10 protein-coding genes and 1 tRNA gene are annotated in these 20,239 nt (G+C 74.9%); 9 read left to right on the plus strand and 2 right to left on the minus strand.

Features of this window, described 5'->3' with window-relative positions; genetic code table 11:
• Window positions 1–374: 374 nt before the first annotated feature.
• The 6 genes from ACH4N1_RS07090 (at window position 375) to ACH4N1_RS07115 (ending at window position 10,345) form a co-directional block, all read left to right on the plus strand.
• Window positions 375–572 carry a hypothetical protein gene (locus ACH4N1_RS07090; RefSeq protein WP_398095085.1) on the plus strand — a complete coding sequence of 66 codons (198 nt, stop codon included), beginning with the start codon at window positions 375–377 and terminating at the stop codon, window positions 570–572.
• 292 nt (window positions 573–864) lie between these two features.
• Complete coding sequence (gene topA / locus ACH4N1_RS07095; protein WP_398095086.1) at window positions 865–3,693, plus strand: type I DNA topoisomerase; 2,829 nt, start codon at window positions 865–867, stop codon at window positions 3,691–3,693.
• A 124-nt stretch (window positions 3,694–3,817) separates the two neighbouring features.
• The gene (tmk, locus tag ACH4N1_RS07100) at window positions 3,818–7,021 is read left to right on the plus strand and encodes a dTMP kinase (RefSeq protein ID WP_398095088.1); all 3,204 of its coding nucleotides are present in this window, start codon (window positions 3,818–3,820) and stop codon (window positions 7,019–7,021) included.
• A 194-nt stretch (window positions 7,022–7,215) separates the two neighbouring features.
• Entirely contained in the window at window positions 7,216–8,421 is a 1,206-nt protein-coding gene (locus ACH4N1_RS07105) for a DNA polymerase III subunit delta' (RefSeq protein ID WP_398095090.1), read from the plus strand.
• Window positions 8,422–8,581: 160 nt separating this feature from the next.
• On the plus strand, window positions 8,582–10,153 hold the full coding sequence (locus ACH4N1_RS07110) for an alpha/beta hydrolase (protein ID WP_398095092.1): 1,572 nt from the start codon (window positions 8,582–8,584) through the stop codon (window positions 10,151–10,153).
• A 118-nt stretch (window positions 10,154–10,271) separates the two neighbouring features.
• Window positions 10,272–10,345 (plus strand) — tRNA-Thr (locus ACH4N1_RS07115).
• A gap of 510 nt (window positions 10,346–10,855) precedes the next feature.
• Here the strand turns inward: ACH4N1_RS07115 and ACH4N1_RS07120 are convergent.
• Entirely contained in the window at window positions 10,856–11,308 is a 453-nt protein-coding gene (locus ACH4N1_RS07120) for a DUF5707 domain-containing protein (protein WP_398095094.1), read from the minus strand.
• 267 nt (window positions 11,309–11,575) lie between these two features.
• Between ACH4N1_RS07120 and ACH4N1_RS07125 the strand changes: the two genes are divergently transcribed.
• The 3 genes from ACH4N1_RS07125 (at window position 11,576) to ACH4N1_RS07135 (ending at window position 18,500) form a co-directional block, all read left to right on the plus strand.
• Complete coding sequence (locus ACH4N1_RS07125) at window positions 11,576–13,915, plus strand: histidine kinase (RefSeq protein ID WP_398095095.1); 2,340 nt, start codon at window positions 11,576–11,578, stop codon at window positions 13,913–13,915.
• Window positions 13,912–14,595, plus strand: a complete 684-nt coding sequence (locus ACH4N1_RS07130; protein WP_398095096.1) for a response regulator — start codon at window positions 13,912–13,914, stop codon at window positions 14,593–14,595. The genes ACH4N1_RS07125 and ACH4N1_RS07130 overlap by 4 nt, the downstream gene beginning before the upstream one ends.
• A gap of 605 nt (window positions 14,596–15,200) precedes the next feature.
• The gene (locus tag ACH4N1_RS07135) at window positions 15,201–18,500 is read left to right on the plus strand and encodes a BTAD domain-containing putative transcriptional regulator (protein ID WP_398095098.1); all 3,300 of its coding nucleotides are present in this window, start codon (window positions 15,201–15,203) and stop codon (window positions 18,498–18,500) included.
• Here the strand turns inward: ACH4N1_RS07135 and ACH4N1_RS07140 are convergent, their stop codons facing one another.
• Window positions 18,501–20,189, minus strand: coding sequence for a bifunctional 3'-5' exonuclease/DNA polymerase (locus ACH4N1_RS07140; protein ID WP_398095099.1), 1,689 nt, complete (start codon window positions 20,187–20,189; stop codon window positions 18,501–18,503). It lies immediately after the preceding gene.
• Window positions 20,190–20,239 lie beyond the last annotated feature (50 nt).

Raw genomic sequence — 20,239 nt, forward strand, 5'->3', positions numbered from 1 at the left:
CGCGTGCTCACCCGGCACGGAGGGCGACGAGGGTCGCCCGATCACGGGGCCCTCGTCGTCCGGCCGCCTCGCCGCCGGGACGTCCGGCCGCCTCGCTGCCCGGACGTCCGGTCGGCGAGGGCCCCGCGTCCTGGACGGATGTGAGGACCGTCGCATGTGTCGCTCGCGCCCTCGGCCTGCTCCTCGCATCCGCGCATCTCGCACCCACGGCTCGTCCCCGCCGGCCGCCCCTGCCGCCGTACCACCCGCCGGTGGCCCGTCGCCCCCGTCCGTGGGCCCGGCGTTCACCTCGGGTTCGTCCGGGCGCCGCCCGTGCGTGCCAGTCTCCGGGCGACGGGACACGCGCGGGTGGGAGAGAAGGAGCGCGGGCGATCATGGAGAGTGGACCGGCGATCTTCACCGGGATGGTGTTCGCGCTGTTCGGAGGCGGTCTGCTCGTGTGGACCGCGGTGCGCGTGCGACAGCGGCAGCCCGTCGCCCAGGGTGTGAGCCCCGTCGCATCGGCGACCGTCGCGACGCTCGCCGCGATCGTCGCGCTCGCCGTCGGCGCATGGTGCCTCGCCCGCGTCTGAACGGCTTCCGCGGAGCGTGTCCGTGCCCTGGTGAGATGCCCTGGTGGGATCCGCGCAAGGGATCGGCGGCGGACAACCGGCGGACGTCGCTCCGGTGCGCGGAAAAAGAGCCGGTGGACACTCCGGGCGGCAGGAATGGCGGTAGTCGGGTTACCGTTCGAGTGGCCGTTGCGGGCTTTTCCCGTTTGACACGGGGGCGGGATGTACCGTCACACTCCGCAGCGTCACCATGACCCGACCCCGGGAGCAAGGCCTGGGGAGGCCCCAGCGTCGACCGGAGAGAAGAGCGAAGTTGTCCCCGACCAGCGAGACCGCGAAGGGCGGCCGCCGACTCGTCATCGTCGAGTCGCCTGCCAAGGCGAAGACGATCAAGGGCTATCTCGGCCCCGGATACGTTGTCGAGGCGAGCGTCGGGCACATCCGCGACCTCCCCAACGGCGCCGCGGAGGTGCCGGAGAAGTACACCGGCGAGGTCCGCCGCCTCGGCGTGGACGTCGATCACGACTTCCAGCCCGTCTACGTGGTCAATGCCGACAAGAGGGCCCAGGTCAAGAAGCTCAAGGACCTGCTGAAGGACTCCGACGAGCTGTTCCTCGCCACCGATGAGGACCGCGAGGGCGAGGCGATCGCCTGGCACCTCCAGGAGGTGCTGAAGCCCAAGGTCCCGGTCAAGCGGATGGTCTTCCACGAGATCACCAAGGCCGCGATCCAGGCCGCCGTCGCCAACCCGCGCGAGCTGAACCAGAAGCTGGTCGACGCCCAGGAGACCCGCCGCATCCTCGACCGTCTCTACGGCTACGAGGTCTCGCCGGTGCTGTGGAAGAAGGTCATGCCGAAGCTGTCGGCGGGCCGGGTGCAGTCCGTCGCCACCCGACTCGTCGTGGAGCGGGAACGCGAGCGCATCGCCTTCCGTTCCGCTGAGTACTGGGACCTGACGGGCACCTTCCTGACCGGCCGCGCGGGAGACTCGTCGGACCCGTCGTCGCTGGTCGCCCGCCTCCAGACCGTCGACGGCAGGCGGGTCGCGCAGGGCCGCGACTTCGACTCCCTGGGACAGATCAAGAGCGCGAACACCCTCCACCTCGACGAGGCGGGTGCCCGCGCGCTGGCCGCCGCCCTGGAGAGCACCCGGTTCTCGGTGCGGTCCGTCGAGTCGAAGCCGTACCGGCGCTCGCCGTACGCGCCGTTCCGTACGACGACGCTCCAGCAGGAGGCCTCGCGAAAGCTGGGCTTCGGAGCGAAGGCGACCATGCAGGTGGCCCAGAAGCTGTACGAGAACGGCTTCATCACCTACATGCGTACCGACTCCACGACCCTGTCGGACACGGCGGTCAACGCCGCCCGCGCCCAGGTCACGCAGCTGTACGGCGCCGACTACCTGCCGGCGCAGCCGCGGACGTACGCCGGGAAGGTCAAGAACGCGCAGGAGGCGCACGAGGCGATCCGCCCTTCGGGTGATCGTTTCCGTACGCCTGCCGAGACCGGCCTGACCGGCGACCAGTTCAAGCTGTACGAGCTGATCTGGAAGCGGACCGTCGCCTCCCAGATGAAGGACGCGACGGGCAACAGCGTCTCGGTGAAGATCGGTGGCACCGCCGCCGACGGCCGGGACGTCGAGTTCGGCGCCTCCGGCAAGACGATCACCTTCCACGGCTTCCTGAAGGCCTACGTCGAAGGCGCCGACGACCCGAACGCCGAGCTGGACGACCGCGAGCGCCGCCTCCCCCAGGTCGGCGAGGGCGACGCGCTCACCGCCGAGGAGATCACGGTCGACGGGCACGCCACCAAGCCCCCGGCCCGCTACACCGAGGCCTCGCTGGTCAAGGAGCTGGAAGAGCGCGAGATCGGCCGCCCGTCGACGTACGCGTCGATCATCGGCACTATCCTCGACCGCGGTTACGTCTTCAAGAAGGGCACGGCGCTCGTCCCGTCGTTCCTCTCCTTCGCCGTGGTCAACCTCCTGGAGAAGCACTTCGGGCGGCTCGTCGACTACGACTTCACCGCCAGGATGGAGGACGACCTCGACCGCATCGCCCGCGGTGAGGCGCGGGCCGTGCCGTGGCTGAAGCGGTTCTACTTCGGCGAGGGCGCGGGCACCGGCGGAGCGGCCGAGGCGGGCAACGGCGACGGGGACCACCTCGGCGGCCTCAAGGAACTGGTGACCGACCTGGGCGCGATCGACGCGCGCGAGGTGTCGTCGTTCCCCGTGGGCAGCGGCATCGTGCTGCGCGTCGGCCGCTACGGCCCCTACATCGAGCGCGGCGAGAAGGACTCCGAGAACCACCAGCGGGCCGACGTCCCCGAGGACCTCGCCCCGGACGAGCTGAGCGTCGAGTACGCGGAGGAACTGCTCGCCAAGCCGAGCGGTGACTTCGAACTGGGCGCCGATCCGGAGACGGGCCGTCAGATCATCGCCCGGGCGGGCCGCTACGGCCCGTACGTCACGGAGGTGCTCCCCGAGGGCACCCCGAAGACCGGCAAGAACGCCGTCAAGCCGCGCACGGCCTCGCTGTTCAAGACGATGTCGCTGGACACCGTCACGCTGGAGGACGCCCTCAGGCTGATGTCGCTGCCGCGCGTGGTCGGCACGGACGCCGAGGGCGTGGAGATCACCGCGCAGAACGGCCGCTACGGCCCGTACCTCAAGAAGGGCACGGACTCGCGGTCGCTCCAGAGCGAGGACCAGCTCTTCACGATCACGCTCGAAGAGGCGCTGGAGATCTACTCCCAGCCCAAGCAGCGCGGCCGGGCCGCGGCCAAGCCGCCGCTGAAGGAGCTGGGCCAGGACCCGGTCAGCCAGAGGCCGGTCGTCGTCAAGGACGGCCGCTTCGGGCCGTACGTCACCGACGGGGAGACCAACGCGACCCTGCGCTCCGGCGACAGCGTCGAGGAGATCACCCCGGAGCGCGGCTACGAGCTGCTCGCCGAGAAGCGGGCGAAGGGGCCCGCCAAGAAGACGGTGAAGAAGGCGCCCGCGAAGAAGGCGACGGCGAAGAAGGCCGCGCCGGCCAAGAAGACCGCCGCGAAGACGACCACGGCCGCGAAGAAGACCGCGACCAAGGCCGCGACGAAGAAGGCGACCGTCTCCAAGACGGCCTCGACGGCGGCTTCGGAGGACTGAGCCGCGCCACGGTTCCCCGGAAGCCGTTCACAAAACGCACGCCCCGGCATCACTTTGGTGTCGGGGCGGACGCGCGTGCGGACGGGCTCTCCGGGCCGTCAGTCACTGCCGATAGGCTGAAAGCATGACGCGAGCCGAGCAGCCAACGGCCCACCCGCCGGCCCCGGACGACGCCCTGGTGGCGGACTCCCGAGAGCGCGCCGTACGCGCACTGTTGCGTGAGCCGCAGCTCAGGCGGCTGTGGAGCGCGCAGTTGGTGAGCGGCGTCGGTGACGCCCTCGCCCTCCTCGTGCTCGTCCTCCTCGCCCTCCAAGCGGCCATCGCCGAGGGCGCGTTCGGCGGCGGCTACCGGGGCGTGGCGTTCGCGGTCGCGATCGTCTTCGCGGTCCGGGTGCTCGCCACCGTGCTGTTCGGCGCCGTCCTCCTCGGTCCGCTGACCTCCCTCACCTCGCCGGACGGACCGCTGGACCGCCGCTGGACCATGGTGGGCGCGGACGGTGTGCGGGCCGCCCTGCTGATCGTCGCGCCCCTGTGGATCGACTGGACGCCCGACGACGCCCTGGCGCTGCTGCTGGTCACCGTCTTCGTGACCGGTGTCGCCGAGCGGTTCTGGACGGTCGCCCGCGAGGGCGCCGCCCCCGCGCTGCTGCCCGCCCCGCCGCTGGAGGGCGCGACGGTACGGCCGCTGCCCGACCACATGGACGCCCTGCGCCGGCTGTCCCTGCGGACCACCTTCCTCGCGATCCCGCTGGCGGCCGTCACCCTGGTCGCCGCCGCACTGTTCAACAACCTCCTGGGCGCCGGCATCGACTGGTTCGGCCAGCACCAGGCGGCCCTCGCCTCGTACGTCGCGGGCGGGCTGTTCGCCGGCTCCCTGTCCGTCGTGGTCTTCCTGGAACTGCCCGGCACCCGCACCCCTCGCGCGCGGTCCCCGCTCGAGGGGCTGCGCCGCCCGCGGACGGCCACCGGTGCCGAAGCGGGCCGCACCGGCGCCATTCCGGTGCTGGTCCTGGCCTGCGCCGCCGTGGCCGGGGCGATCTCCGCCGCCGTCGCCGTGGCGGTGCTGCACGCCACGGACCTGGGCGGCGGCCCGGTGCTGTACGGCCTGCTCGTGCTCGCGCTGACCGGCGGCGTCGCCGTCGGCGTCCGTACGGCACCGAAGGTGCTGGTGACGCTGTCGCGGCGCCGGCTGCTCGCGCTGGCGATCGCCTTCACCGGCCTGGCCCTGCTCGCGGCCGGGCTGGTCCCGGACGTCACCACCGTGCTGCTGATCTCGGCCCTGGCAGGTGTCGGCGCGGGCGTCGCCGCCAACACCGGGCACGCGCTGCTCGACCAGGAGACCGAGGACCAGCGCCGCACGCGCGTCACGGAGCACCTGCACGCGGTCGTACGGGTGCTGGTGGCGCTCGGCGCCCTGATCGCCCCGCTGGTGGCGGCACTGATCGGGCCGCACCGGCTGGAGAACGGCAAGTTCGTCTTCGCCCACGGCGGAGCCGCCTTCACGCTCATGCTGGTCGGCGCGCTGCTGCTGCCGGTGGCCGCGCTGGTGCTCGCCAAGGTCGACGACCGCTCCGGCGTCCCCCTGCGCAACGACCTGCGGGACGCGCTGCTCGGCGGCGACGACCCGGTGCAGGCACCCGCGACGAGCGGTTTCTTCATCGCCCTGGAGGGCGGCGACGGCGCCGGCAAGTCCACCCAGGCCGAGGCCCTCGCCGAGTGGATCAGGGCCAAGGGCCACGAGGTCGTCCTCACGCGCGAGCCGGGCGCCACGCCCGTGGGCAAGCGGCTGCGGTCGATCCTCCTCGACGTCTCCAGCGCCGGCCTGTCGCACCGGGCGGAGGCCCTGCTGTACGCGGCGGACCGCGCGGAGCACGTCGACACCGTCGTCCGGCCCGCCCTGGAGCGCGGCGCGGTCGTCATCACCGACCGGTACATCGACTCGTCCGTGGCCTACCAGGGCGCCGGCCGCGACCTGTCCCCGACCGAGATCGCGAGGATCTCGCGCTGGGCGACGAACGGCCTCGTGCCGCATCTGACGGTCCTGCTGGACGTCTCCCCGGAGACCGCCCGCGAGCGCTTCACGGAGGCGCCGGACCGCCTGGAGTCGGAGCCGGCCGAGTTCCACGCGCGCGTGCGTTCCGGCTTCCTCACGCTGGCCGCCGCCGACCCGGGCCGCTACCTGGTCGTCGACGCCGGCCAGGAGCCCGAGGCCGTGACCACCGTCGTACGCCACCGGCTCGACCGGGTGCTGCCGCTCTCCGAGGCCGAGATCAAGGCCCGGGAGGAGGCGCGGAGGAAGGCCGAGGAGGAGGCCCGCCGCAAGGCGGAGGAGGAGGCCGCCCGCAAGGCCGAGGAGGAGCGCCTGGAGCGGGAGCGCCAGGAGCAGCTCGCCAAGCTGCGCGCCGAGGAGGAGGAGCGCAAGCGGCGCGAACTGGAGGAGGCGCAGCGGCGCGAGGCCGAGCGGCAGGCCGAGGAGGCGCGGCAGCGCGCCGAGGAGGCACGCCGGCGCGCCGAGGAGGAGCGGCTGCGGCTCCTCGCGGAGGAGAAGGCCCGCGCCGAGGAGGAGGCCCGCCGCACGGCGGAGGAGGAGCGGCGCCGCAAGCAGGCCGAGGAAGAGGCCCGGCTGCGCGCCGAGGCCGAGGCGCAGCGCCTGGAGAAGCAGCGCAAGGCCGAGGAGGCACTGCTGCGGGCCGAGGAGGCGCGGCGCGCGGCGGAGCAGGCCGCCGCCGCGGCCCAGGCCCGGCCCCGGCCCGCCCCGCCCGCGGCGGCCGCGGTCGCCCCGGACGCGCCGACCGAGCCCACGCCGGTGGTCACCCTGACGAACGCGTCGGGCGGGCCGGTCGAGGACACCGCCGTGCTGCCCCCGGTACGGATGGACAAGGATCCGGTCGAGAGCGCGGCCGGCACGACGCCGCCGATCACCGGGAAGTCCGCGGCGCGGGTGTCGGACGCCGAGGTGACGACCGAGCTGCCGCAGCCGCCGGCGCCTGCCGGGGCCGCGGACGAGACGGCCGTACTGCCGCCCGTGCGCGGCGGGCGCGCCGAGGACGAGACGGCCGTACTGCCCGCGGTCTCCGCGGAGCAGCCCGACGACCGGGTGCCGCCGGGGTACTTCCGTGACGAGCGCGCGGCGCGGCCGGACGGGACCGAGGACAGCACGCGGGAGCTGCCGCAGATCGACGAGACGGGCGCGCCCCGTCAGCGGCCGCGCTCGGACTGGGCCGAGGAGACGCCGCTGGACGACCTGCCGTCGCTCGCGGACGAGTTGCTGGGCCCGCACCGGGACGACGACTCCGACGAGGGCCGCGGGCGGGGCCGACGGCGCTGACGTCCCTGCCGTGGGCGGGGCCGGCGCCGCTGCCGCCCCCGTCCCGGCCGGGGCGGCGCCGCTGACGTCCGTGAGCGCCGGGCCGGGTTGTCAGTGACTGCCCGCACAATGGAACCGGCAAGGCGCAGGATGATCCGCGGTGCGGACCGGCCGGCGCCACGGGACGTGAACGTGACGGAAGGGCGGCGTGGGCCATGACCGTGTGGGACGACCTCGTCGGGCAGGAGAGGGTGAGCGAGCAGCTCGCCGCCGCCGCCCGGGACGCCGACGCGCTCGTCACCGCGGCCGCGGACGGCACTGCGCCGCCCGAGGCGTCGAGCATGACGCACGCCTGGCTGTTCACGGGGCCGCCCGGCGCCGGCCGGATCCAGACGGCCCGGGCGTTCGCCGCCGCGCTCCAGTGCGTGAGCCCGGACCGGGCGCTCGGCGGGGTCCCCGGCTGCGGCTTCTGCGACGGCTGCCACACGGTCCTCGTCGGCACGCACGCCGACGTCTCGACGGTCGCCGCCGTGGGCGCGGAGATCCTCGTCAAGGACATGCGGGACACGGTCCGCAAGTCGTACACCGCCCCGGCGACCGGACGCTGGCAGGTCATCCTCGTCGAGGACGCCGAGCGGCTGAACGAGAAGTCGGCCAACGCCGTCCTCAAGGCCGTCGAGGAACCGGCCCCGCGCACGGTCTGGCTCCTGTGCGCGCCGTCCATCGAGGACGTCCTGCCGACGATCCGCTCCCGCTGCCGGCACCTGAATCTGCGCACCCCCTCCGTGGACGCGGTCGCCGACATGCTCGTACGGCGCGAGGGCGTCGAACCGGCCGTCGCCGCGGCCGCCGCCCGCGCCACCCAGGGACACGTCGACCGGGCCCGCCGCCTCGCCACCGACCCGGCGGCCCGCGAGCGCCGCGCCGCCGTGCTGAAGCTGCCGCTGCGCGTCCAGGACGTCGGCGGCTGCCTCAGGGCGGCGCAGGAACTCGTCGACGCCGCCGCCGAGGACGCCAAGCAGCTCGCCGAGGAGCGGGACGGCAAGGAGACCGACGAGCTGAAGGCGGCGATGGGCGCCGTGCAGGGCGGCCGGATGCCGCGCGGCACGGCGGGCGTGATGAAGGACCTGGAGGAGATGCAGAAGCGGCGGCGCACGAGGACGCAGCGCGACAGCCTCGACGTCGCCCTCTCCGACCTCACCGCCTTCTACCGGGACGTCCTCGCCCTCCAGCTCGGCTCCCGCATCGCCCTCGCCAACGTGGACGCCGAGGACACCCTCGAACAGCTGGCCCGCGCCGGTACCCCCGAGGCCACCCTGCGCCGTATCGAGGCGATCGCCGCCTGCGGAGAGGCCCTCGACCGGAACGTGCCCCCGCTGCTGGCGGTCGAGGCGATGACGATGGCGCTGAGAGCGGGCTGAGCGCGGCGCGGGACGACGACGCCGGGTGAGAGGGCGGTCGGCGGGTGCCCGAGGGGCGGTCCGGGGGCCGGTGGGTGCGAGCGGATCGACGGGTTCACTCGTCCGTGGCAGTTGGCGTACGCTCCGCGTTCCGTTCGTCGCCCACGGTTACGCTCGCTGGATGCACACCAGGCGCTCCCCCCACCGGTTCCGCACCGGCGTCACGCTCCTCTCCTTCGCCGCCCTGCTCGTGTCGGCCTGCTCCTCCGGGAGTTCGACGAGTTCCGCCAGCCCGGCGGCCGCCCGCGCGGCCCTGGCCGCGCTTCCGCAGGCCACGCCGTCCGCGCTGACGTCGTACTACGGGCAGAAGCTGAGCTGGCGGGACTGCGGCGTGCCCGGCTTCCAGTGCGCCACGATGAAGGCGCCGCTCGACTACGCCCGGCCCGGCGGGGGCGACGTCCGGCTCGCCGTCGCCCGCAAGAAGGCGACCGGCCCGGGCAAGCGGATCGGCTCGCTGCTGGTGAACCCGGGCGGGCCGGGCGGCTCGGCCGTCGGCTACCTCCAGCAGTACGCCGGCATCGGCTACCCGGCCCAGGTCCGCGCCCGTTACGACATGGTCGCCGTCGACCCCCGCGGGGTGGCCCGCAGCGAGCCCGTGGAGTGCCTCGACGGGCGCCAGATGGACGCGTACACGCAGACCGACGTCACTCCCGACGACCGGCGGGAGACCGACCGACTCGTCGGCTCCTACAAGAAGTTCGCGGAGGGCTGCGGCGCCCGGTCGGCCAGACTGCTGCGGCACGTCTCCACCGTCGAGGCGGCCCGCGACATGGACATCCTGCGCGCGGCCCTCGGGGACCGGAGACTGACGTACGTGGGGGCGTCGTACGGGACGTTCCTCGGGGCGACCTACGCGGGGCTGTTCCCGGAGCGGGTGGGGCGGCTCGTGCTGGACGGTGCGATGGACCCGTCGCTGGCCGCCCGGCGGATGAACCTGGACCAGACGGCGGGGTTCGAGACGGCGTTCCGGTCCTTCGCGAAGGACTGCGTGCGGCAGCCGGACTGCCCGCTCGGCACCGAGGCCGGGGAGGTCGGCAAGAACCTCAAGGCGTTCTTCGGCCGGCTCGACGCCCGCCCGCTGCCCACCGGCGACGCGGACGGCCGCAGGCTCACCGAGTCCCTCGCCACCACCGGCGTGATCGCCGCGATGTACGACGAGAGCGCCTGGGGGCAGCTGCGCGAGGCGCTGACCGCGGCGCTGCGCGAGAACGACGGCGCCGGTCTGCTCGCCCTCTCCGACAGCTACTACGAGCGGGACGCCGAGGGCGGCTACGCCAACCTGATGTTCGCCAACTCGGCCGTGAACTGCCTGGATCTGCCGCCCGCGTTCAACGGCCCCGACGAGGTGCGCAAGGCGCTGCCCGCCTTCGAGAAGGCGTCCCCCGTCTTCGGCGAGGGCCTCGCCTGGGCCTCCCTGAACTGCGCCTACTGGCCGGTCGCGCCCACCGGAGAACCGCACCGCATCGAGGCGAAGGGCGCGGCCCCCATCGTCGTCGTCGGCACCACCCGCGACCCGGCGACCCCCTACCGCTGGGCCCAGTCCCTGGCCCGCCAGCTCGCCTCGGCCCGACTGCTCACCTACCGCGGCGACGGCCACACCGCCTACGGCCGCGGCAGCACCTGCATCGACTCCGCGATCAACGACTACCTCGTCCGCGGCACCCCTCCGGCGGACGGAAAGCGCTGCTCATAGCCCTGCGGACGTCCTGAAGCCACCCCGGGGCGGCCGCCTCCCGGGGTGGTTCGGAGCACTCCCGGAAACTGTGTAGACTTACCGACGTTGCTGATCGCACCATGGGTGCGTGCAGCGCGCCGCCTTAGCTCAGATGGCCAGAGCAACGCACTCGTAATGCGTAGGTCTCGGGTTCGAATCCCGAAGGCGGCTCTGTGAAAGCCCCAGGACTCACTCGCCGTGACCTGGGGCTTTTGCTTTGCCCGGCCTCGTCCGGTCCGGTTCTGGGCGCAGCCGCGGGGGCCGGCCTCCGGGTGACGGTGAGGGGCCGGAGGGTGCGGCCCGACCGCCGGGTGCTGCTCCGGATGCGGACAGGCCTTCGCGGTCCAGGACGAGGGTGCCGCTCATGCGGCCTCCGCCGAGCCGGCCGCGTCGCCGCGCGGGAGCGCCCGCTCGGCCTCGACCGCCGACCGAGCCACCGGCCCGTGCTCGGTCTCCGCGTCTTCGACGAGTTCGCGTGGCCGGTCACGTTCGAGTCGGCGCCGGACGAGGGCTTCGACGGGGCGGACATGCCGCGTTCGCCGGTGCGGGCCTCGCTCCCGGCCCCGCCGCGGGGAGCCCTGCTCACGTTCCGCCGCGCGCCTGGTGGAGGTGCGCCACGCAGGCGCGCCGTCGCCGGCAGGGCCTGGCGGGAAGCCGTGGTCCGGAGGGCGCCGCTCGCGGTCAGCGGGTCACGGTGAACTCGGACGTGCGCGGGGTGAACTTCGTGTCCCCGTCCTTGGCCGTCGCCAGGGTCGAGATGTGCCAGGTGCCCGGGGCCAGTTCGGCCGCCTCCGCCTTCGTGGCCTTCAGGGTGTAGGTGCAGCGGGACGTGTCGGCGGAGGTGCTCCGGCAGGTCGCGCTCTCCACGGACCGCATCTCCGCCTCGGTCGGGTCCAGGTCGGAACTCGCCGGCCAGGCGAGGACCTTCAGGCTCCGGACGCCGGAGTCGTCGCTCACGTCCGCGGTGAAGGTGAGCGAGCCGGCCTGGGCGTCGGTCGGCGGGACGTAACGGGCCGAGGCGTTCTCGACGGTCAGCTTCTGGGCCGTCTGCGTCGAGGCCACGGCGAGACCGGCGGCGACACCGCCGAGGGCGACGACACCGACGATCGACGACACGATGATGCGCTTGGACATGGAAATCCCCCTGGGATCGGTCGTGCGGAAGAGGTGGACACAGCTGGAGAGGTCCTCGAGCGAGTCGGCCGTGGAGCGCCTTCTCGATGTGATCGAGCCTAGGGGCGGGCCGGCGCACGGTCCTCGGGCGGCAGGATGATTGCCGGGTCGAACCGGAGGTAGAGGGCTGCCGCGCACCACCGCCCTTTTCTGTATCCCAGGGTGGAGGGCCGGCTCCGCCTCCAGCCCGAGGGAGCCGTTCGGCCGCGGCCATAGCCTTGGTGCGTCATGAATCGAACCGACGGCCGGCTGGTTCCGGTCCTGCTGCTCTGCGTCCAGGCCGCGGTGTGGCCCGGGGCGGCGCTGGTGCGCGGGGACGTACCGCCCGCGTCCGCCCTCCTCGTGGCCGTGCTGGTCGCCGGACCGGTGACGGCCGCCCTCTCGCTCCGTCGCGCGCGCCCCGTCGTCGCCCTCCTGCTCGTCGCCGCCGCCTGTGCGCTGGGGGCCGGGCCGTTGCCCGTCGGCGCGATGGCGGTCCTCGGGACCGCGGGCGTCGCGCTGGCGCTGTACACGGTGGCGACCGAGCGCGACACCTTCACCGCCGTCCTGTGCGTGGTCGCCCTCGCCGTCTGGCAACTGCTGCAGAACATCAGTCTGCACGGGCTCAGCGACCGCGACGGGCTCGACCTCGTCCTGACCGCCCTGCTGTACGCCACCGCCTGTGGCGCCGGCCTGCTGGTGCGGCGCACCCGGCGCGCACGGCGGACGGGCGAGCAGGCGCTCCGGCGTGCCGAGGCCGAGCGCCACCGGCTGCCGGCGGTCGAACGGCGCCGTATGGAAAGGGAGTTGCACGACGTCAGCGCCCACCATCTGACCGCCGTGGTGGTCACGGCGGGCGCGGCGCTCGGACTGCGCGAGCGCCGGCCCGAACTCGCCGAGGAGGCGCTGGAGTTCGCGGCCGAGACCGGGCGTGAGGTGACCCGCGCGCTCGGCGCGGTGCGGGCCCCGACCCCCTCGCGGGAGGAACTGCCTTCCCCTCAGGAGCGGTTGCGTGCCCTTGTCGCCGGGTTCCGCAGGCTGGACCAGCGGGTGGAGTACGAGATCGGTCCGCTGCCGGACGGCGCCGTCGCGGACGCGGCGTACGGCATCGTGCGCGAGGCGCTGACCAACGTCGCCCGGCACGCCCCCGGTGCCGCCACGACGGTGCGCTGCCGGTACGGCGACACCCGCACCGACGTCGTGGTCACGAGCGCGGCACCGCCGGCCGGTGCGGCGGCGCACGGCGCGGGCCTCGGCTCGGGGCGCGGCCAGGGCTTCCTGCGGTCCCGGGCGCGGGAGGCGGGCGGCACGCTGACCAGCGGCCCGACGGCGGACGGCGGCTGGGAGGTGCGCGCGGTCCTGCCCGGCCGTACCGCCGCGCCGGTGGAGGCGTCCGTGCCGCGTACCTACCGTCTCGCGCAGGTGACGGCCGCGGTCGGGCTGTGCCTGCAACCGCTGCTGCCGGTACTGGTCGTCCGGTCGCAGACCACGTCGAGCGGATCGCAGGTCTCGGCGGGGGTGCTCTTCGCACTGCTGGCCGCGGCGCAGGCCGTCACGCTGCTGTGGCTGCGGCGGACGCCCCGCGCCGCCCTGGGCGTGCTGCTCGGTCTGGCCCTGCTGTGGCCGGTGGCGACGGCCGTGGGCGAGTACACGGGCCCCGTCGTCGTGCCGCCCCTGCTGAGTATGGCCGCCACCTGCGTGGCGCTCGCCGCCGACGCCGCCCGCCGGGCCGCGACGCCGTCCCCCGACGGGCCCGGACCGCGCCCCGGACTCGTCCCCCCGGCCGCCGTCGCCGTGCACGCCGTCGCGGCGAGTGCGGCCGTCCTGGACCGCGGCACGGACCTGGCCGTCTGGGTGGTCGCCGTGGCGGCGACGGCCGGGGCCGCCCTGCCGGCCGGTGCGGCCCGGTGGGTCGGGGCCGCGCGCGGGCGGCGGGACCGGGCCGACCGCGGTGTGCGGGAGGAACGTCTCGCCGCCTGGACCGAGGAGGCCGTACGGGAAGCCTGGGCCGAGCGGCGCCGAATCGCCGCGGGGCTGGAGAGCACGGTGCTGGCGCGCGCCGCCGACATGGTCGCGGAGGCGGAGGCGGGCCGGCTCGACGCCACCGCCGACCGGGCCCGCGAGGCGCTGGCCGCGATGCGGGCGCTGCTCGACACGGTCCGGGAGGGGGAGCCGGACCCGGCCGGGCCCGAACTGCGGCCGCAGCCCACCCTCCAGGCCCTCGACCTGCTCGCCCGGCAGTGCCGGGCCACCGGCCGCGAGGTGGAGATACGGCTCACCGACCGCGTGCCGCGGCAGCTGCCCACGGCCGTGGACCTGGCCGCCTACCACGCCGCCGAGACGATGCTCGCGGCCGGCGGGGAGGGGCCCGCCGTGCTCGAACTCGACGCCGCCGACGACGCGCTGACACTCACGGCCACCGGGGTGCCCGGCTCCGGGCTTCCCGCCGTACGGGAGCGTCTGGCGGAGCGGGTCGCGGCGCTGGGCGGCACCCTCACCGCGGAACGACACGGCCCCTTGCGCCTCCGGTTGCCGCTCGCGGGCGCGCCGGTTCGCGGGCGGGACGACGAGGAGGAGGGGGAACGATGAGCCTCAGGGTGCTGGTCGTCGACGACCGGGACGTCGTACGGGCGGGGCTCGCCGCCGTCATCGAAGCCGAGACGGACATGACGGTCGTCGGCGAGGCCGGTGACGGCGCGACGGCGGTGCGGCTCGCCGGGGAACTGGCGCCCGACGTGGTCGTCATGGACGCGCGGATGCGGGACCCGGACGGCATCGCCGCCACCCGGCTCATCACCGGCCGGGAGGACGCGCCCCGCGTACTGGTGCTGACCAGCCTCGACCTCGACGTCCACGTCTTCGACGCGCTGCGCGCCGGCGCCTCCGGCTTCCTCCTCAAGGACGCGCCCGCGGCCGAACTCCTGCACGGCATCCGGGTGGTGGCCGCCGGCGAGGGGGTGCTCGCCCCGTCCGCGACCCGCCGCCTCATCGGCCACTACGCCTCCGGAGCGGGCACCGGGTCCCGGTCCCGGAACGGCACCCGCGAACCGGTCGGCCCGGTCGGCCGCGAGCGGCACCTCCTCACCCTGATCGCCTCCGGTCTCGACGACGCGGAGATCGCCCGGCAACTCGGCCTCACCGTCGGCACCGTGAGATCCCGCATCGACGCGCTCCTCGACGGACTCGGGCTGCGCGACCGCGTGCAGGCGACGATCCTCGCCTACGACCTCGGCCTCGCCCGCCCGAACCCGCCCGCCTCCCCCGCCTGAGCGGCCGCCGGCCGGCCGGGGAGAGGGGGAAGGGAAACCCGGCGCGACCTTCCGTCGCGGCCCCTTGCGGTGCACCCGCGCGTGGGTCCTCGCGGCCGTCGCCGACGGCGGCACCCCGTACGACGTCACGCTGCCGCGCACCCGCGCACCCGCTCGCTTGGCGGCCGTGGTTCGTCCCGAGGTGTTCCGGGGACCCGGACCGAGCAAGGAATCGCGGTGCGGGCCCCGGTCGTTCACCTCCGCCGACCGAGGCCCACACGCGCGTACGGAACCGGCCGCGGCGGCGACACTCCCCCGAGAAACGCGTAGTACGCGCGCGCCGTCGGGCCGGATCCGATGTTGTGATCACATCAGGCTCCACCAACGAATCGCTAACATGTGGCCAACGGTTCTCCACGGCGGCAGGGACGTCGTCGCAGGTCGCCGGGTGCGAGGCCGCCGGGCGAGCGCGGTGGGCGTCCGGAACGGCGGCGGACACCTGCGGGAACCGTCGGGGACAGGGTGGCGGAACGCCGCCGTGCCGGGGGCGGAAATCCGCGAGAGCGGCGGGGTCCCGCCGAGGGGCGCGTCCGGGGCGGGCGCGCGGAAGGGCGAGGGTCGGCGTGATGCGGCAGGACGGGCTGCGGTTCGGACTGCTGGGCCCACCGGTCCTGTACGACACCGTCCCGGGCCGGTACGACACCGTCGTGGACCCGCACCGCACCGTCCCGGACCCGCACGGCACCACCACTCCCGTTGTTCCTTTCGGTGTCCACGGCCTTCACGGCGTCCGTAGCATCCGCAGTCCCAAGACGCGCGCGCTGCTGGCCGCGCTGCTCCTCGACGCCGGCCGGATCGTCCCGGCCGAGTCGCTCAAGGAGGTGCTGTGGGGCGGCGCGCCGCCCGCCTCCGCGCAGGCCTCGCTGCACAACCACGTCACGCGGCTGCGGCGCATGCTCGACGACCCGGCGCGGCTGCGGACGGTGCCGCCCGGCTACCAGCTGCGGATCGAGCACGGCGAACTCGACGTCCACGTCTTCGAGGGTCACCTCGCCACCGCCCGCGGCGCGCATGCCGTCCACGACTGGGAGCGCGTGATCGACGCGTGCGCGGCGGCGCTCACCCTGTGGCGGGGCGCCCCTCTCTGCGGACTCCCCGCCGAACTGGGCGGCTACGCCTTCGGCCGGCGCCTGAAGGAGGCGCGCCTCCTGCTCCTGGAATGGCGTTACGACGCCGAACTCGGCCTCGGCGAAACAGGAACAGGAACAGGAGCAGGAACCGGACCTGGAACCGCCACAGGAACCGGACCTGGAACCGCCTCCGGGACCGGGGCCGGGGCCGACCCCGGATCCGGACCCGGGCGTCTCGTCCCGGAGTTGACCGCACTGGCCGCGGAGCACCCGCTGCGCGAGGCGTACCACCGTCAGCTGATGCTCGCCCTGCACCGCAGCGGCCGCCGGGCGGAGGCCCTCGCCGTCCACCGTGACCTGCGCACCCGCCTCGTGGAGGAGCTCGGCGTCGAACCGGGCCCGGCGGTACGCGACGCCCACGTGGAGATCCTGCGCGGCCGGGCAACGGGCACCCGAACCCCGGCCCGGCCCCCCGCCCCGGCCCCACCCCTCACCCCGGCCCCCGCCCACACCCACCGCCCCGCCCAACTCCCTCCGGCGCCGCCGCACTTCACCGGCCGCACCGCCACCCTCAGCTCGCTGCGCCGTACCCTCACCGCTGTGCCGCCGGCCGGCGTGGGACCCCTCGCCGTCGTCAGCGGCATGGCCGGCGTGGGCAAGAGCGCCCTGGCCCTGCACGTCGCCCACACCTTGAAGGAACGTTTCCCCGACGGGCAGCTCTACATCAACCTGCACGGCGCCACCCCGGGCATGGCCCCCCTCACCGCGGGCCAGGCCCTCGCCGCGCTCCTCCGCGACCTCGGCACCGACCCGCGGCACATCCCCGAACACCCGGACGCGGCGGCCGCGTCGCTCCGTACCCTGCTCGCGCCGACCCGCACGCTCCTGGTGCTGGACGACGCCGCGCACGCCGCGCAGGTACGCCCGCTGCTGCCGGCCGGTCCGGGCTGTGCGGTGATCGTCACCAGCCGCTCCCTGCTGACCGCCCTCGACGGCGCCCACCGCTTCCCGCTCGCCCCGCTGTCCGACGAGGACAGCGCGGCCCTGCTGCGCGCCGCGTCGGGACGCGACGGTCTCGGCCCCGGCCATCCCCTCGTCGGCCTCACCGGCCGCCTGCCGCTCGCCCTGCGCGTCGTCGCCGCCCGCCTCGCCGCCCGCCAGGCCCTCACCCCGGACGTCCTGGCGGGCCAACTGGCCGACACCGAAGGCCGCTTGCACCACCTGGAGTACGACGACCTCAGCGTGCGCCGCTCCCTCGCGGTCGCGCACGACGCGCTCGCCGCCTCCGACCGCGAGGCCGACCGCGACGCCGCCCTCGCGCTCCGCCGGGTCGGCGCCCTCGACCTGCCCGCGTACGGCGTGCCGCTGCTGGCCCGTCTCACCGGCACCGACGAGCGCCGCGCCGAGGCCGCCCTCGACCGCCTCGTCGACGTGGCCCTCCTGGAGGAGACGGCGTACGGCCGCTACGCCCCTCACGATCTCGTACGGGACTTCGCACGCGAGCTGGCGGAGAGCGAGAACGAGAACGAGAACGAGAACGAGAACGACGACAGAGCCGGCGCCGACACCGGCAAGGGCGACAGACGCAGATCCGGCACCGGCAACTCCGCCCCCGCCGCCCCGAAGACCGCCGCCCTGCGCTGGTACGCCGCCGTCGCCGAGCGCGCCCTCACCGCCATCGTCGAACCGGGCCTCGACCAGGACGACCGCCGGCTGCCCACCGCCGCCCAGCCGCCCGCGCACGCGGCCCTGGTGCGGGACGTGCCGCCCTTCGGCGGCCCCGAGGAGGCCTTCGCCTGGGGCGACGGCGAGCTGGAGAACATCGTCGCGCTGGTCGAGGGCGGCCGGCCCGACACGGAGGCCGGTCCCCGCGGCGGCCGGTCCCGTCCGCCCCGGTCCGAGGCGGACGACGCGCCTCTCGTCTCCACCCTCCTGCGCCTGCTCTTCCCCTACCTCCACCGCAGCGGCCGGGTCGCCGAGATGGAGGTCCTCGGGCGGACCGCCCTGCGGCTGGCGCGGGGGCTCGGCGACGAGGCCGCCGAGGCCTACGCGCTGGGTGACCTCGCGGGCCTGCATTTCCTGACCGGCCGCCAGAACGACGCCCTCGCCCTCACCGACCGGGCCCTGGTGATCTGGCGGCGCCTCGACCGGCCCTCCTGGATCCGGCGCTGCCTCAACAACCGCGGCCTCCTGCTGGAGGGCCTCGGCCGCTACGAGGAGTCCGGCCGGGCGCTGCGGCAGAGCCTGGAGTACTCGCGCCGACTCGACGACCGGCACGGCCAGGCCGTCACCCACAGCCACCTCGGCAACCTGTACGAACACACCGACCCGCGCGCCGCCATCGAGCAGCACCGGCTCTCGCTGGCCATCGGCGACGAGATCGGGGCCGTACTCGTCCAGCACTCGGCGCACTGCAACATCGGCTACGCCCACCTCGCCCTGGGTGAACCGGCCGCCGCCCGGCCGCACTTCGAGGAGAGCCTGCGCATCCTCGGCGGCCGCGGCGACTGGCACGGCGAGTCCCAGACCCGGCTCGGCCTGGTCCGTGCCCTGCGTCTGCTGGAGCACACCGAGTGCGCCGCCCGCGAGTGCGCCGAGCTGCTGCGCCGCGCCGACGCCCGCGCCGACCGCTACACCGGCGCGCTCGGCCGCCACCAGCACGGACTCCTGCTGCGCGAGCAGGGACACCCGCGGCGGGCGCGGGAGGAGTGGCGGCGGGCGTTGGCCGCGCTGGACGGCACGGACGAGAGGGCCGTCGTGGGGGAGCTGAGGGAACTGCTCGCCGGGGCGGAGTGATCACTTGGCGTCGGCGTAGCACTCCACGACCGCCGTGGTGAACGGGAACCGCACCGGTGTCGGACCGAACGTCAGCCGCCCGGCCAGCCCCGACGCCTCCCGGATCGCGGCGACGACCGCCTCGGCCTCCTCCTCGGGACAGTGCACGATCACCTCGTCGTGCTGGAAGAAGACCAGCTCGGCCGCCATGCCCGCGCAGGTCCGCCGCAGCGCGGCGAGCAGCAGCAGGGCCCAGTCGGCCGCGCTGCCCTGGACGACGAAGTTGCGGGTGAAGCGGCCCCGCGCGCGGGCGTCGCCGGAGGCGTACCCGGGCACCCACTGCCGGGTCTCGGACGGGTTCTCGTCCCCGGTCGGGATGCCCGCCTCCTCCGCCGCGTCCTCCCCGGCGCCGGCCGCGGGCGGGCAGGTCCGCCCCAGCCAGGTCCGCACCAGCCGGCCCTCCTCGCCGGCCCGCGCCGCGTCGTCGACGTAGGCCACCGCGCGCGGGAAGCGGCGGCGGAGCGCGGCGAGGTTCTTGAGTCCGTCGCCGGAGGTCTGGCCGTAGACCGCGCCGAGCACCGCGAGTTTGGCCTGGGCGCGGTCACCGGAGAACGCGCGCTCGGAGACGGCCTGGTAGAGGTCGCTCTCCCGGCCGGCCACCTCCATCAGTCCCGGATCGCGGGAGATCGCCGCCAGGACGCGGGGCTCCATCTGGTCGGCGTCGGCGACGACGAGCCGCCAGCCGGGGTCGGCGACCACGGCCCGCCGGATCACCTTGGGGATCTGCAGACCGCCCCCGCCGTTGGTCACCCAGCGGCCGGTGACCGTGCCCCCGGCCAGGAACTCGGGCCGGAAACGGCCGTCGCGCACCCAGTCGTGGAGCCAGGACCAGCCGTGCGCGACCCAGATGCGGTACAGCTTCTTGTACTCGACCAGCGGCTTCACGGCCGGGTGGTCGAGGGACTCGATCTCCCAGCGGCGGGTGGACCTGACCCTGATGCCGGCCTGCGCGAACGCCTTGACCACGTCGGCGGGCAGGTCCGGCCGCACCCGGCGCCCGAAGGCCGCCGACACCTCGTCCGCCAGTTCCGCGAGGCGCCGGGGCTCGCCCCCGCCCGCGTACCGCTCGCCGAGCAGGTCGTGCAGCACCTCGCGGTGGACGTCGGCGCTCCAGGGCAGGCCGGCGCGGTTCATCTCCGCGGCCACCAGCGTCCCGGCCGACTCGGCCGCCGTCAGCAGCCGCATCCGCTCCGGGTGCTCCGCCCGGTCGAGCCGCCGCTGCTGCTCGGCGTAGACCGCGAGGAGGTCGGTGAGGGGGAGGGCGGTGGCCTGCGGTTCGAAGAGCGGGGACTGCGCGCCGGGTTCGGCGGCGCGCTGCGGGGGATCCGGCGGGACGGGACCGCCGCGCAGCCGGGCCAGGGCGGCGGCGGCCGAGCGGGGCTCGCCGTGCCGCCCCTCGTGGCCGAGGAGGAGGGTTTCGGCGTCCTCGACGTCGTAGCACCGCTCGACCCGTACTCCCGCGGCGAGCAGGCGCGGGTACACCTCGGCCGTGGAGCGCCACACCCACCGGCTCACGTCCGGCCGTGCCCGGACCGCCGCCGCCAGGTCCGGCTCCCGGACGACGGGGCCCGCGGGCAGCCCGTCCGGGCCGAGGGCGGCCAGCTCCGCGCCACCACCCTCGGCCGGGGCGAGTGCCCAGCGTTCGGTCATGCCGCGAGTGTCGCAGGCAGGTCTGACAACGGCCTGAGGCCGGCGGACGC

This window comes from Streptomyces sp. NPDC017202 (assembly GCF_044331705.1).
Taxonomy (GTDB): domain Bacteria; phylum Actinomycetota; class Actinomycetes; order Streptomycetales; family Streptomycetaceae; genus Streptomyces.